This window comes from Alcaligenes sp. HNGD-HTN06 (assembly GCF_049932565.1).
GTDB classification, from domain to species: Bacteria; Pseudomonadota; Gammaproteobacteria; order Burkholderiales; family Burkholderiaceae_B; genus Alcaligenes; species Alcaligenes ammonioxydans.
Window position 1 is genome coordinate 728118 of record NZ_CP187782.1, and the last position, 14225, is coordinate 742342.

Genomic DNA, 14225 nt, shown 5'->3' on the forward strand with positions numbered 1-14225 from the left:
TCTTGTTTTAGAGGGGTATTTGCCCTGAGAATTGCGGCAATAACTTAGGGTAGTATGGTGGCGTTTGCAGGCCAATTCACCCTACACTAGCGCTCATTATGACGCACTCCGCCCTTTCCTTGTCCCACGCCCAGTTCTTCCTCAGCCTGGGATTCATGCTGCTGTTTCTGGCCCTGGAGCTGGGATTGGCCTGGGTGCTGCTGTATTTCAAGCTTAGAACCTTTGGCAGTAAGGCAAGCGCCTGGATGGGAGCCTACCGGTTCTGGGTGCGTCTGTTTGCACTGGCGTTTATTTTAAGCTTTGCCGCCTCCATGCCCGTGCTGATTCAGTTCGGCAGTGTCTGGCCGGGGCTGATGGAACAGGTAGGCGATGTGATTGGCCCGATGCTGGCCGCTTCCATGCTGTCCCTGTTTATCTTCAAATCCTGCTTTCTGGGCGTGATGCTGTTTGCGCAGCGCATGCTCTCCAATCTGGTTCACACGCTGGTTGTGCTGATGGTGGCGTTGGGCGTCACGGTGACGGCGTTCTGGCTGCTGGCGATCGTGGCGTGGATGCAGGTGCCCACGGGGGTGGACGTGATCGACGGTCATTACGTGGTGATGGATTGGCTTGATGTGCTCAGCACGCCTGCCTTGCCCTGGTACGCCGGTCTCTTGCTGGCAGGCAGCTTGCTGACGGTTGCCTTTTTCATGCTGGGTGTGACTTGTGCCCAGACCATGCAAAAGCCGGTCACTGACCAGGAACGTCTGGCATTTCGCAGCGCCCTGTTTTTAGGCGTGGCGGCCTGGCTTGGGCTGTTGTGTTCTGTGGTGGGCAATGGATTCATGACGGCTCAGTATCAGCCTGCCAAAGCGGCGGCGGCGGCCGCATATTGGGAAAGTGGTTCGCAGCCGGACCTGATTTTGATCGCGGCGCCTTCAGCCATGCAGGACAGCGTACTGGGCGTACTGCGCTGGACTCATGCCGGTGGGCGCTGGCTGGGACGCAATGACAGCGGTGTTTTGATGGGGCTGGATCAGTTTTCCGAGGCCATGCCGCCGGTCACCTTGACATTCTGGTCCTTTCGTTTGGCTGTGCTGGCAGGAGCCCTGATGCTGGGGGTATTGCTGTGGGTCTTGCTGCGTACTCGGCGCTATGGGCTGGACCCGCACTCGCTGTCTTATCGAGAGCGTCAGGTGATGGTGGTCTCGTCGGTACTGGGCTGGGTCATGTTGCTCGCCGGCGCTGCTTACCTTTTGCTCGGTTTCCTTCCCTATCTGGTGGGCACGGATATTCAGGCGGTGCAGGTGCAGAGCAGTGAAAATGTTCTGACGGTAGCCCTGGGCTTACTGGCGTATGGCGCGGTCTACATCCTGTGCATGATTGGGTTTTTCCAGAAGTTGCGACATGCCGTTCGGTTTGGCGTGGTGCCGATTGCACGTCATCGGGGGCGGGCATGATTGATTCCTTTGCAAATGCGCTGGGGCTAGGGGCGCATGACCCTGCGTTCTGGATGCCGCTGGCGTTTTTAGCCCTGTTCTTTTTGATCATCGTAGCCGGTACGGTTCTGGATGGGTTCGATATCGGGGTGGGGTGCCTGTCCTTGCTGGCACCGGACTCCTTGCGTCCCCGCATGCTGTCTTTGCTCAGTCCTTGGCGCGATGCGAACGAGTTTTGGTTGTTTCTGGGTCTGGGCCTGTTTGTCTGTGCCTTCCCCAAAGCCTGGGGAGCGGTAATGGGCGGATTGTATGGACCGCTGTGTGCTCTGGGCGTGGGCGTATTTGCCCGCTCCGTGTCTTTCGAGTTCCGGCTGCGCGCCCCGGTAGAGCGCCAGTCTCGTTGGCAAATGGGGTTTGCGCTGGGCTCTTGGCTGACAGCTTTTTCCCATGGCGTCCTGCTGGCCCAGGTTGTAGTGGGCTTTCAAAGCGATGCGGGCTACATCTGGTTCTCCGTCTTTATGGGGTTTTGCGCCATTGCCGCCTACTGCCTGTTGGGGGCGAGCTGGCTGATCATGCGCGAGGCCGGTGAGCTACGCGCGCGTGCCGTGAACTGGGGGCGCCGTTCCGTGCGCTGGTTCGCCGCGGGCGCCGTCGGAGTGTCCGTGGTGCTGGCCTTTGTGAATGCCGGCGTGCTGCTCAAATGGAGCGATGGCCCATACTGGGGCCTGGTGCTGTTCTTGTGGGCGCTGATTCTGAGCTGCTTTGTGTCGATTGAAATGAGCTTGCAGCGCATGATTAACAGCAGCTATCGCACCACTGCCTTGCCTTTCTTGCTGACCTTGTTCGTGATGGTCTGCGTCATGGCGGGCCTGGCGTTCAGCTTTTTTCCTTATCTGATCCTGGACGAGATGACCATTTGGGATGCTGCTGCTGGAGTTCCGGCACTGGGTCTGATCCTGTCGGCCATTGTGATTGCCCTGCCCATTGTGTTGATATTCAACGTGTGGGTGTACTGGCGCATGTTTGGTTTGTCCCGCCCGCCTTTGCCGCCCAGCTTTAAAGGCTGACCTTTTTTATGATTGCCCATTCTGTACTGTCGATGCGCAAGCGTTTGCAGGGATTCAAGTGGTTGTCCGACATGCCTGCCATGCTGGCCTGGGCGGTTCTGGCCGGTATTCTGGGAGCCTTGGCCACTTTGGCCTTCCATCAGGGTATGCGCTTCGTTCAGCAAGTGGTTGCCGGACAGCATGGCGGCATCGTGGCCGTGACCGAAAGTTTGAGCTGGTACATGCGCCTGCTCTTTCCCACGGTGGGTGGCCTTTGTGCAGGCGTGTTGCTGTGGCTGGCCGGACGGCTGCCCTCGGGTAGTAATTCGGACTATATGGAAGCAGTAGCCATTGGCGATGGTCGCTTGTCGATCCGGCAGGGTTTGCTGCGCTCCCTGTCCTCCCTGATGACGGTCGCGTCGGGCGGCTCGATTGGTCGGGAAGGGGCCATGGTGCATTTGGCGTCCTTGTCCGCGTCAGCCATTGGTCGTTTCACCCTGTTCAGCGAGGCTCGCCTGCGCTTGCTGGTGGCCTGTGGCGCGGCGGCCGGTGTGGCCGCTGCGTATGGTGCGCCGATTGCCGGGGCGGTATTTGTGGCCGAGATTGTGCTGGGTACCATGACCATGAGCAGTTTTGGTCCGTTACTGATGGCAGCCGTCAGTGCCCACCTGACCATGCGCATGCTCGGTGGTTACCATGCTCCGTATGAAATGGTGAATGTGCAGGCAGTGGCAGGCTGGGACATCCTGCCGTTTCTGCTGCTGGGCGTATTGATCGGTCTGGCAGCCCCGGCCTTCCTGAAGCTGCTGAATCTGTTTCGCACGCTCTTCAAACGTACTGGGCTGGGTTTGCCGCTACGCCTGGCCCTGGGCGGTCTGTTGCTGGGGTTCTTGCTAATAGCCATACCGCGCGTGGCTGGCAACGGTTTCAGCGTCGTGTCCTCCATGCTGCACACCGACTGGGCCTGGTATAGCGTTTTGCTTATCCTGGTGTTCAAGGTGCTGGCGACGGGGCTGACCGTCGGCTCCGGGGCGGTGGGCGGGGTCTTTACACCCGCCATCTTTGTAGGGGCCGCCTTTGGCACTTTGTTCGGGCAGGTGATCTTGCTGGTATTGCCCGGTCTGGACTTGCCTTTGTACCTCTTCACCCTGGTGGGAATGGGTGCATTTCTGGGCGCAGCAACCAGTGCCCCGTTCATGGCCATTCTGATGCTGTTTGAAATGACGCTGAGCTATCAGTTGGTGCTGCCCTTGATTGTGGCTTGTGTCATGGCCTATTTTGTGTCGCGCGGCGTGGCTGAGGTGGCCATGTATGAAGTGACGCTGGTGCGCGAACGAGATGCCCTGCTGCGGCACAAACTGCGTCATACCACCCTGGCTGAGCTGGTACGTCCGGCCGATACCGTGGTCAGCACCACGACCCAGATGCGTGATGCCTTGCAGATGTTTCTCGATTACCCGGTGCGTTATTTGTACGTGGTCAACGAGGAGCAGGTTTATCAAGGGGTGATTGCACAGCCTGACCTGACCCGGATGTTGCTGGACGACAACGCTGCGCAGGATCGCGTGGTCGGTGATATTTTGCGTATGGATTTCGTCAAGACGCTGTACCCGAATATGAGTCTGGACGAGGCTCAGGAGCACTTTGTGAACTTTGCCGGAGAGCGCTTGCCTGTATTGAATGGTGACGGCTCGGGACGGCTGATTGGTGTAGTCTATAAATCTGCTGTGCTGGAAAAGTACTCTGCCATCAAACGCTCGCTGGATGCGAGCGGCGAAGTGATGTTGGATGCCCGGCGCTAAACTCTTTTTGTGACATTCATCATGCGTATAAAAGCTTGCCAGCGAGGTTTGGCAGGCGGGCTGGTTGTTGGTCTTGCCATGCTGTTCGCTGTTCCATTGGCCACGGCGCAAGCTCGTGTCGGGCTGGAAAATCTGTCCGCAACCCGTGTGTACGGGGTGGACGATGCGCCGGCGATTCAGGCTCAGGAGCTTCCGCCCGTGGAGCCGTTTTTTGATGCCTCCCTATGGCATCGTCAGGGCGACCAGGATCTGCTCAGTCCTGCCTCGTCCATGGATTTTTCTTTTGCCGACTTCAGCCTGAGCGGCTCCCAGACCGCCAGTCTGGCCCGGTCCATTCAATATAGCCAGCAGTCCTCGCCCATCTGGAGCGCACGCTGGCTAAGCAGTGCGCCGGATCAGGTCTGGCAGTTTGGCGAGCGCAATTGGCGTTATGTGAATGGAGAGGGCCTGCAGCTGACGCTGGGCAATGATACGGTGACGGCTCCGGACTGGGCGCGACCCGTGGAGCTGGGTGGTGTCAATATCAGCCAGCAGTTCGAGCAGGGCCCCGTGGGGCCCTGGCGCTACGCGCTGGCGATCGGTGCGCTGGATATGAGCGGCAAGCAGGATAATGGCGATCTTGTGTATGGGTCTACGGCCAGCAGTCTCATGGTCAGTACTGATCTGACCAGCCGAACCAGTCTTGACACCCAAATGGAAAGCGCGCGAGATTTCGGCCTGACAGGTTTGGGGGCGACCTATCGCTCGCCGGATTTTGGGGTGTGGCAGGCCAGTGTCGCCAAGGCCTCCCATTCGGTAGGGCAGGGCTGGCGCTATCAAGCGGCCTATGGTTTGGACGTGCTGGGCGATTTGCACCTGCAATGGCAGGGTGAGCGCTACCAGGATAACTTTCTGGATTTGAGTCGTTATCAAGGCATGAAGGTGGCGGCGGCCAGTAGTCGGCAAATGCTGGGCCTGTCCGTGCCCTTGCGCGGCTGGGGCGAGGTCAAGACCCAGTACGAGGTACAGCAGGTCGTAGCCGGAGGGGAGAATCGCTACCTTGGGGTCACGCAGCAGTTCTGGTACAGTCCCCACCTTAGGGTGGGTTTGCAGGCCCGCCGTCATCTGGAAAGTCGTCAGTCGAACATCGCGCTGCGTTTTTCTATTCCGATTTTTTAAGCAGGCGGCATGGCCCAGTCAGCACTTGAGGTTCTTCAGGAAGTTTTTGGTTATGACAGTTTTCGTGGTTCTCAGCACGAGATTATCGAGACCCTGATCCAGGGCGGTGATGCCCTGGTCCTGATGCCTACCGGTGGCGGCAAGTCCTTGTGCTATCAGATCCCCGCCTTGGTGCGCCCCGGCACTGGCGTGGTTGTCTCTCCACTGATTGCGCTGATGCAGGATCAGGTGGATGCGCTCACTGAACTCGGTGTGAATGCCGCCTATCTGAATTCCACCCAGGATTGGCAGACTGCCCGTGAGGTCGAGCGCGAGTTCCTGACCGGGCAGCTGGATCTATTGTATGTGGCGCCAGAGCGCCTGCTCACCGATCGTTGTTTGGACTTGCTGGCTCGGGGCCAGATTTCCCTGTTTGCCATTGATGAGGCCCACTGCGTGTCCCAGTGGGGGCACGACTTTCGCCCCGAGTACCTGGGACTGGATTTGCTGGCCCAGCGTTGGCCTGGCGTGCCGCGCGTTGCCTTGACGGCGACGGCTACCCAGTTGACACGGGTAGAGATTGCCCAGCGCCTGAAGCTGGAACAGGCACGGCATTTTGTCGCCAGTTTTGATCGCCCCAATATCTGTTATCGCATCATTGAAAAAAACGAGGTGCGCAAACAGCTTTTAAGCTTTATCCAGGAAGAGCACGCAGGAGACGCAGGCATTGTGTACTGTCTGTCGCGCTCACGGGTGGAAGATACGGCGGAATTTCTGTGTAAAAACGGTATCCATGCCTTGCCCTATCATGCCGGGCTGGATGCGCAGCAACGGGCTATCAACCAGGCTCGCTTTCTGCGTGAGGAAGGGGTCGTCATGGTGGCGACCATTGCATTCGGGATGGGTGTCAATAAACCCGATGTGCGCTTCGTGGCCCATATTGATCTGCCCAAATCGGTGGAAGGGTATTATCAGGAAACCGGGCGGGCAGGGCGCGATGGGGAAGCGGCAACCGCCTGGCTGGCGTATGGCCTGCAAGACGTGGTGCAACTGCATCGCATGATCAACCAGTCACAGGGCGATGCAGCCCACCGCCGCCAGCAAGGGCAGGCGCTCGATGCCATGCTCGGTCTGTGCGAAACCATTTCCTGCCGCCGCCAGCGCTTACTGGCTTATTTTGATCAGCACATCGAGCCTTGCGGCAATTGCGACACATGCCTGGAAGCGCCGCAGGCCTGGGACGGCACCGTGGCGGCTCAGAAAATGTTGTCCACGATCTACAGGCTGTGGCGCGAGCGAGGTCAGCGTTTCGGCGCAGGGCATTTGATCGATATTTTGCTGGGCAAGCTGACCGATCGGGTCAAGGAGCACGAGCATGACAAGCTGACGGTCTTCGGGGTGGGCAAAGACCTGACCGATCAGGCCTGGCGAGGCGTGTTGCGTCAGCTGCTGGCCCACAGTCTGGTCACGGTTGATCCGGAAGGTTATGGCACTTTGCTGCTGACCGAAGCCAGCCGCGAGGTGCTCAAGGGGGAACGCACCCTGATGCTGCGGCGCGAAACCGTAACACGGGGACCGGCGGCGCATCGAGTCAAGGGCCAGGCACCTGCCGGTCCGGCGCTGGACCCGGATCAACAAAGGCGTTTCGAGGCTTTGCGTACCTGGCGGGCTGCCATCGCGCGCGAGCATGGGGTGCCGGCTTACGTTATTTTCCACGATGCGACCTTGCGAGAGGTGGCGATCCGCTGCCCAGGCTCAGAAGCTGATCTGGAGCCGATTACAGGCATCGGGGTGCGCAAAAGAGAGGCCTATGGCGAGGCCTTGCTGCGCTGCGTCCAAGAGTTCCAAACGCAGTAAAATTTGTTAATCGCGCAAAGTTTGGTTGCATGTTCCTGCCCCAAAATCTGCCGTGCGATGATAAAACCACTATTCGCTCAATCCGCTATATGTAGTAGAATGGCGGCAATATCACACTATATATGGTGTGCATCACATGACGCTGGCGGCTGCAAAAGCCGCGTCTTGCGTCACTCACCATCGATTTTCGAGACTGAAATGCAATCAACCGAACAGTTAATGGTCACCAAGCGAGATGGCCGTACCGAACCTATTAACCTCGACAAGATTCACCGGGTGGTTGATTGGGCCGCTGAAGGTTTGAACAATGTGTCAGTCTCTCAAGTGGAACTACGTTCCCATATCCAGTTCTACAATGGTATTCGCACCAGCGATATCCACGAAACCATCATCAAGTCGGCTGCGGATCTGATTTCTGAAGAAACGCCCGACTATCAGTACCTGGCTGCGCGCCTGGCGATCTTTCACCTGCGCAAGATCGCTTTTGGCCAGTTCGAGCCACCAAGCCTGTTTGATCACGTCACCCTTCAAACCAAGGAAGGTCGCTACGATCCGCATCTGCTGCAAGATTACACGCGTGCCGAATTCGACGAGCTGGACGCTCATCTGGATCACTGGCGTGACATGAATTTCTCGTACGGTGCCGTCAAGCAACTGGAAGGCAAGTACCTGATCCAGAACCGCGTGACCAAGCGCATCTACGAAAGCCCCCAGTTTCTTTACATGCTGGTGGCCATGTGCCTGTTTGCCCGCTATCCCGCTGAAACCCGCCTGAGCTATATCAAGCGTTTTTACGATGCGGTATCGCAGTTCAAAATTTCCCTGCCCACGCCCATTATGGCGGGGGTGCGCACCCCCACCCGTCAGTTCAGCTCCTGCGTGCTGATCGAGTGTGATGACAGTCTGGACAGCATCAATGCCACGACCAGCGCCATTGTGCGCTACGTTTCCCAGCGTGCCGGCATTGGTATCAACGGCGGCCGCATTCGTGCCGTAGGCAGTGAGATTCGGGGGGGCGAAGCCCAGCACACGGGCTGCCTGCCTTTCTTCAAAATGTTCCAGGCTGCCGTGAAGTCCTGCTCGCAGGGCGGCGTGCGTGGTGGCGCGGCAACCTTGTTCTACCCCATGTGGCACCTGGAAGTGGAAACCCTGCTGGTCCTGAAGAACAACCGGGGTGTGGAAGAAAATCGCATCCGCCATCTGGATTACGGCGTGCAGATCAACCGTCTGCTGTATCAGCGCCTGATCAAGGGCAGCCACATTACGCTGTTCTCGCCTCATGATGTTCCCGGGCTGTATGACGCCTTTTTTGCCGATCAGGACGAGTTCGAGCGTCTGTACGAAAAGTACGAGCAGGACCCCGCCATCCGTAAGCGCAGTTTACCGGCCATCGAGTTGTTCTCCCTGCTGATGCAAGAGCGGGCCAGCACCGGCCGCATCTACATTCAGAACGTAGACCACTGCAATACCCACAGCCCGTTCCAGGCAGATCGCGCACCGGTGCGCCAGTCCAACCTGTGCATGGAAATCGCGCTGCCGACCAAGCCCTTGAACGATCTGAACGATCCCGAGGGTGAGATCGCGCTGTGTACCCTGTCTGCGTTTAACCTGGGCGCCCTGGAGTCGCTGGACGAGCTCGATGGTCTGTCCGAGCTGATCGTGCGCGCGCTCGATGCGCTGCTGGACTACCAGGATTACCCGGTCAAGGCAGCCCTCAATGCGACCAACAAGCGCCGCTCCCTGGGAGTTGGCGTGATCAACTACGCCTACTACCTGGCCAAGAACGGGACTCGCTATTCTGATCCCGCCGCGCTGGGTCTGACCCATCGCACTTTCGAAGCCATCCAGTACTACCTGTTGAAGGCTTCGGTACAGTTGTCGCGTGAGTATGGTCCTTGCGCGGCCTTTGATGAAACGACGTACGCCGCCGGTTTGCTGCCAACCGATACCTACAAGAAAGATGTGGATGGTATCTGCAACGAGCCGCTGCACTTGGATTGGGAAGCCTTGCGTGCGGACATCGTCAAGCATGGCCTGCGCAACTCGACCCTGACCGCCTTGATGCCGTCGGAAACTTCCAGCCAGATTGCCAATGCCACCAACGGTATTGAGCCTCCACGTGGTCTGGTCTCGGTCAAGCAGTCCAAGGACGGGATCTTGCGCCAGGTCGTGCCCGAGTTTGAAAAATATAAGGATCAGTATGAGTTGCTGTGGCAAATGCCCGGTAACGAGGACTATCTGAAGTTGGTTGGCGTGATGCAGAAGTTTGTCGACCAGTCGATCTCTGCGAACACCAACTATGACCCACAGCGGTTCGAGGGTGGCCGTGTGCCGATGAAGCAACTGCTCAAGGACTTGCTGCTGGCCTACAAATATGGTGTGAAGACCTTGTACTACCACAACACGCGCGACGGTGCCGATGATTCGCATGGCGAAGTCGAGGACGACGGTTGCGCAGGTGGTGCGTGCAAGATCTAAGCAAGGGTAAAGAGCATCATGACTACCTATAGTACTTTTTCGAAAACGGATAACGATCAGCTCAAGGAACCCATGTTCTTTGGGCAGCCGGTGAACGTGGCTCGCTACGACCAGCAAAAGTATCCGATTTTTGAAAAGCTGATTGAAAAACAGCTGTCCTTCTTCTGGCGTCCAGAGGAAGTGGACATCACTCAGGACCGGATCGACTACCAGAACCTGCCCGACCACGAAAAGCACATTTTCATCAGCAATCTGAAGTACCAGACCTTGCTGGACTCCATCCAGGGCCGCAGTCCCAACGTGGCGTTTCTGCCGCTGGTCTCGATTCCTGAGCTGGAAACCTGGATTGAAACCTGGGCTTTTTCCGAGACCATCCACTCGCGCTCGTACACGCACATCATTCGCAATATTGCCAATGACCCGTCTGTTATTTTTGATGACATCGTGCGCAACGAGAACATTCAGCTGCGTGCCGCCGATATTTCCTCGTACTACGACGATTTGATCAGCGACACCATGCTGTATGCCCAGTTGGGTGAGGGTGAACACCAGATTAACGGTCAAACCCGCAAGCTGAGCGTTTACGAGCTGAAGAAGAAGCTGTATCTGTGCATGATGAGCGTCAATATTCTTGAGGCCATCCGTTTTTACGTCAGCTTTGCCTGCTCATTTGCTTTTGCCGAGCGCAAGCTGATGGAAGGCAATGCCAAGATCATTCGTCTGATTGCGCGTGATGAAGCGCTGCACCTGACAGGTACACAGCACATCATCAATATCATGCGTTCGGGCAGTGATGATCCTGAGTTTGCGCAGATCGCCCGTGAGCTGGAGCCAGTTTGCTTTGCCATGTTCAAGGATGCGGCCGAGCAAGAGAAGCAGTGGGCGGACTATCTGTTTCGCGACGGCTCCATGATTGGCCTGAACAAGGATATTTTGGGGCAGTACGTGGAGTACATCACCAATATCCGCATGGGTGCAGTGGGCCTGAAGCCTGCGTTTGAGTCCGTCAAGCACAACCCCATTCCATGGATCAACACCTGGCTGTCCTCGGACACCGTGCAGGTGGCACCTCAAGAGGTGGAATTGAGCTCGTACCTGGTCGGCCAGATCGATTCGGCCGTGTCGGCTGGCGATTTCGACGGTATCGAGTTATGAGTCAAGTCCGGACAACTGATCATGACTTTCAGTTGCGGGACGGCGAAACTTTGTTGGAAGGTTTGGAACGAACCGGCCATCAGGTTGAGTACCAATGCAGGAGCGGCTATTGCGGCTCCTGCCGTATTCCTCTTGTGTATGGAAAGGTTGCTTATAAAGAGCAGCCCTTGGCGTATGTCGGCCCAGGCGAGGTTCTGCCGTGTTGTTGCACGGTACTTGAACCGATCATGGTCGACTGTCAGCGCATTGCCCGGGTTGAGGAGGAACCAGAAGATCAGTTCGGTTTTACCGGGCTGAATCCCTGATTCCACTGTCTCCCTTTAGCTGGCCAAGCGCTTTTCTTCCAGCTTTTCCCAACGCTCAAATAACTGCTCCAGGTCAGTGTTGAGCTGATCCAGTTGCTGGTTGATCTCGTCGGCTCGGGCAGAGCCATCTTTATACAGATCCGGTGCGCTCAGTTGCTCCGCTAGTTCGGCTTGCTGGCTTTCTATAGCCGCAATCTTCTCGGGCAAAGCTTCCAGTTCCTTTTCTTCCCATGGGGCCAGACGGCCAGGCTTGTTAGCCTTGTTGTTGCGCTCAGCAGCAGGCTTTTCTGCAGCGGCAGGAGTTGACGCGCTGGCTGCGGGTGTTTCGGCTTTGGCTTGCGGACGTTGTGCCAGCCACTCGTCGTAACCACCCACATACTCGCCCCAATGGCCGTCGCCTTCGGCCGCAATCACCTGGGTGACCACGTTGTCCAGAAAGGTACGGTCGTGGCTGACCAGCAGCACGGTGCCCGTGTAATCCTGAATCAGGTCTTCCAGCAGCTCCAGGGTTTCGATGTCCAGATCGTTGGTCGGTTCGTCCAGTACTAATACATTAGTAGGCTGGGCAAACATGCGGGCCAAAGCCAGGCGGGCGCGCTCGCCACCGGACAGGCTGCGCACGGGGGAGTGCGCGCGGGCAGCCGGGAACAGGAAATCTTCCAGATAGCTCATGATGTGCTTGCGCTGATTGCCGATTTCCACCCATTCACTGCCTGGGCTGATGGTATCGGCCAGCGTGGCATTTTCGTCCAGGTTGCTGCGCATCTGATCGAAATAGCCGATATTGAGCTTGGTGCCGTGGCGCACGGTGCCCGAATTGGGCTCTTGCAGCCCCAGCATGATGCGTAGCAAGGTGGTTTTTCCCGCGCCATTGTGGCCGATCAGGCCTATGCGGTCACCGCGCATCAGTACGGTCGAGAAGTTCTTGATCAGGATGCGGTCATCGTAGCCGTGTGTGACGTCCTGCAACTCGGCAACCAGCTTGCCCGAGCGCTGGCCTTCAGATATGGCGAACTTGACGTCTCCCGAGCGCTCACGTCGCTCGGCCCGGTCGCGACGCAGTTGTTCCAGGCGTCGTACCCGGCCTTCGTCGCGGGTGCGGCGTGCTTGCACACCTTTGCGTATCCAGACTTCTTCCTGAGCCAGAAATTTGTCGAACTTGGCATTTTGTTGCTTTTCTGCTTCCAGGTACTCGGCCTTGCGTTCCTGCCATTGGCTGAAGTTACCGGGAAAGCTAAACAGCTTGCCACGATCCAGTTCGACAATACGTGTCGCCACCACGTCCAGAAAACGACGATCGTGGGTAATGATGACGGCGCTGCCGCGAAAGTCCAGCAGCAGTTGTTCCAGCCAAAGAATGCCGTCAAAGTCCAGATGGTTGGTGGGTTCGTCCAGCAAGAGCAGATCGGGTTCATTGACCAAAGCATTGGCCAGGGCCACGCGTTTGCGCTGCCCGCCCGACAGGCTGCCGGCGAGCGCATCCGGGTTCAAGCCCAGCTTGTCGATCAGGGCGTTGACACGCGCCGGGCGTTGCCAGTCCTCGGTTTCGGTGAAATCTCCGCACAGTAAATCGTAAATGCTGAGAGTGGGGTCCAGCTCGGGCTCTTGCTCGACTGTTGCCACTTTCAAACCGCCCAGGCGTTTGACTTGCCCATCATCGGGAGCCTGACGTTGGTCCAGAATTTTCAACAGCGATGATTTGCCAGCACCATTGCGTCCGATCAGGCCGATACGTTCGTTGCTTTGAATGACCAGATCGGCGTGGTCCAGCAAAGCATGGTGGCCGAATGCCAGCTGGGCATCGGTCAGGGAAATCAGATTGGTGGACATGAGACTCCAGATAAAACAGCGCGTCCTGCGAATTTCTCTATTGTCGCAGGTTACAATGCATCTGTGAGGCAGGCTGGGCAGTCGCGGTGCGCAAGCATCGAGGAAGGTCCGGACTCCATAGAGCAGGGTAGCGGCTAACAGCCGTCCGGCAAGTGTGGCGCCACGCCAGATGAGCCGAGGAACAGGGCCACAGAGACGAGACCACAGCAAGGGCTTGCGCAAGCAGGCACAGATACGGCGACTTCCGTGTTTTCTTGCACTCCGGTGCAAAGTGCTGTGGGGTGAAACGCGGTAACCTCTACCCGGAGCAATACCAAATAGGCATACGCAGGCTTTTAGCCCGAGAGGCGGCTCGTCTCAGTATGCGGGTAGGTAGCTAGAACCGGCCAGCAATGGTCGGTCCAGAGGAATGATTGCCGGCCAGTGGAATCCCGCTGGCATACAGAATCCGGCCTATAGGCCTGTCTCACACTTCTTACGGCCTGCGCTGCCAATTGCTCCGATTTCGCACATTTGAAAGCAATTGTTAAGGACGATGAATCCTTGGCAAGAGTCGCTCGTGCGCGTTTTTATAACAATTCACTTTTAATGCGCCCTGCAATTTCTTGATTTCACTCAGTATTTTTTTTTAGCCACTTCTTGGATAGTGCGCTAAGTGCTTGTTGTGATTGAAAAAATTGCAACCACTGCCTTGACCGCAAAGGCTTTCCCCCGTAGAGTGGGGAAAAGTAGGAAATAGTGTAAAAAAGTGGGGGGAAAAAGTGTTCCAAGGCAGCAGCGCACTCACACTGGATGCAAAGGGGCGGATGTCTATTCCGACCCGGCACCGTGACGCGCTTTTGCAGCAGGAACAAGGCCGCTTGACCCTCACTCGCCATCCCGACGGCTGTTTGCTGGTGTATCCGCGCAGTGTGTGGGAAGAAAAGCGCGAACAGATTGCCCGCTTTCCCATGAGTGCCCGTTTCTTGCAACGCCTGCTGCTGGGCAGTGCTCAGGACGTTGATCTGGACTCCGCTGGTCGGATATTGATCGCTCCCGAACTGCGCGCGGCAGTTGGTCTGGAGCGCGACGCCATGTTGCTGGGTATGGCCACCCATTTTGAGTTGTGGAATGCGCAGGAACTGGAACGCCGACAGGCCCAGGATCTGGCAGAGAACTCCACAGACGTATTCGACACTTTTTCTTTCTGAGTAAGTC

Annotated in this window: 10 protein-coding genes and 1 other RNA gene; 10 read left to right on the top strand and 1 reads right to left on the bottom strand. The window is 57.3% G+C overall.

Annotation, left to right across the window (positions count from 1 at the left end):
- The first annotated feature begins 98 nt into the window (after window positions 1-98).
- From ACOZ42_RS03405 to yfaE, 8 genes are all read left to right on the top strand, one after another.
- Window positions 99-1439: a cytochrome ubiquinol oxidase subunit I gene (locus ACOZ42_RS03405; RefSeq protein WP_426345547.1), complete on the top strand. Its 1341-nt coding sequence runs from the start codon at window positions 99-101 to the stop codon at window positions 1437-1439.
- The gene (locus ACOZ42_RS03410; RefSeq protein WP_003803579.1) at window positions 1436-2485 is read left to right on the top strand and encodes a cytochrome d ubiquinol oxidase subunit II; all 1050 of its coding nucleotides are present in this window, start codon (window positions 1436-1438) and stop codon (window positions 2483-2485) included. The genes ACOZ42_RS03405 and ACOZ42_RS03410 overlap by 4 nt, the downstream gene beginning before the upstream one ends.
- 8 nt (window positions 2486-2493) lie before the next feature.
- Entirely contained in the window at window positions 2494-4266 is a 1773-nt protein-coding gene (locus ACOZ42_RS03415) for a ClcB-like voltage-gated chloride channel protein (RefSeq protein WP_003803577.1), read from the top strand.
- Between the two features lie 21 nt (window positions 4267-4287).
- Entirely contained in the window at window positions 4288-5424 is a 1137-nt protein-coding gene (locus tag ACOZ42_RS03420) for a hypothetical protein (RefSeq protein WP_426345548.1), read from the top strand.
- A 9-nt stretch (window positions 5425-5433) separates the two neighbouring features.
- Window positions 5434-7260 (top strand): DNA helicase RecQ, encoded by a 1827-nt coding sequence (gene recQ / locus ACOZ42_RS03425; RefSeq protein ID WP_003803573.1) that lies wholly within the window; start codon window positions 5434-5436, stop codon window positions 7258-7260.
- Window positions 7261-7458: 198 nt separating this feature from the next.
- Complete coding sequence (gene nrdA, locus ACOZ42_RS03430) at window positions 7459-9738, top strand: class 1a ribonucleoside-diphosphate reductase subunit alpha (RefSeq protein WP_003803571.1); 2280 nt, start codon at window positions 7459-7461, stop codon at window positions 9736-9738.
- Window positions 9739-9756: 18 nt separating this feature from the next.
- Window positions 9757-10893 (top strand): class Ia ribonucleoside-diphosphate reductase subunit beta, encoded by a 1137-nt coding sequence (gene nrdB, locus ACOZ42_RS03435; RefSeq protein WP_003803570.1) that lies wholly within the window; start codon window positions 9757-9759, stop codon window positions 10891-10893.
- On the top strand, window positions 10890-11198 hold the full coding sequence (gene yfaE, locus ACOZ42_RS03440; protein WP_003803568.1) for a class I ribonucleotide reductase maintenance protein YfaE: 309 nt from the start codon (window positions 10890-10892) through the stop codon (window positions 11196-11198). The genes nrdB and yfaE overlap by 4 nt, the downstream gene beginning before the upstream one ends.
- A 15-nt stretch (window positions 11199-11213) precedes the next feature.
- On the opposite strand, the gene ACOZ42_RS03445 is transcribed toward yfaE, so the two are convergent.
- Window positions 11214-13028, bottom strand: coding sequence for an ATP-binding cassette domain-containing protein (locus ACOZ42_RS03445; RefSeq protein ID WP_131071318.1), 1815 nt, complete (start codon window positions 13026-13028; stop codon window positions 11214-11216).
- 65 nt (window positions 13029-13093) lie between these two features.
- On the opposite strand from ACOZ42_RS03445, the gene rnpB reads away from it, so the two are divergent.
- Together rnpB and mraZ are read left to right on the top strand one after the other, a co-directional pair.
- An RNA gene (rnpB, locus tag ACOZ42_RS03450) (RNase P RNA component class A) lies at window positions 13094-13500 on the top strand.
- Between the two features lie 289 nt (window positions 13501-13789).
- Window positions 13790-14218 (top strand): division/cell wall cluster transcriptional repressor MraZ, encoded by a 429-nt coding sequence (mraZ, locus tag ACOZ42_RS03455; protein WP_003803565.1) that lies wholly within the window; start codon window positions 13790-13792, stop codon window positions 14216-14218.
- The last annotated feature ends 7 nt before the right edge of the window (window positions 14219-14225 follow it).

Bases quoted from the DNA above. Each gene is read 5' to 3' on its own strand.
- ACOZ42_RS03405 (WP_426345547.1), top strand. From the start codon at position 99: ATGACGCACTCCGCCCTTTCCTTGTCCCACGCCCAGTTCTTCCTCAGC.
- ACOZ42_RS03410 (WP_003803579.1), top strand. From the start codon at position 1,436: ATGATTGATTCCTTTGCAAATGCGCTGGGGCTAGGGGCGCATGACCCT.
- ACOZ42_RS03415 (WP_003803577.1), top strand. From the start codon at position 2,494: ATGATTGCCCATTCTGTACTGTCGATGCGCAAGCGTTTGCAGGGATTC.
- ACOZ42_RS03420 (WP_426345548.1), top strand. From the start codon at position 4,288: ATGCGTATAAAAGCTTGCCAGCGAGGTTTGGCAGGCGGGCTGGTTGTT.
- recQ (WP_003803573.1), top strand. From the start codon at position 5,434: ATGGCCCAGTCAGCACTTGAGGTTCTTCAGGAAGTTTTTGGTTATGAC.
- nrdA (WP_003803571.1), top strand. From the start codon at position 7,459: ATGCAATCAACCGAACAGTTAATGGTCACCAAGCGAGATGGCCGTACC.
- nrdB (WP_003803570.1), top strand. From the start codon at position 9,757: ATGACTACCTATAGTACTTTTTCGAAAACGGATAACGATCAGCTCAAG.
- yfaE (WP_003803568.1), top strand. From the start codon at position 10,890: ATGAGTCAAGTCCGGACAACTGATCATGACTTTCAGTTGCGGGACGGC.
- ACOZ42_RS03445 (WP_131071318.1), bottom strand. From the start codon at position 13,028: ATGTCCACCAATCTGATTTCCCTGACCGATGCCCAGCTGGCATTCGGC.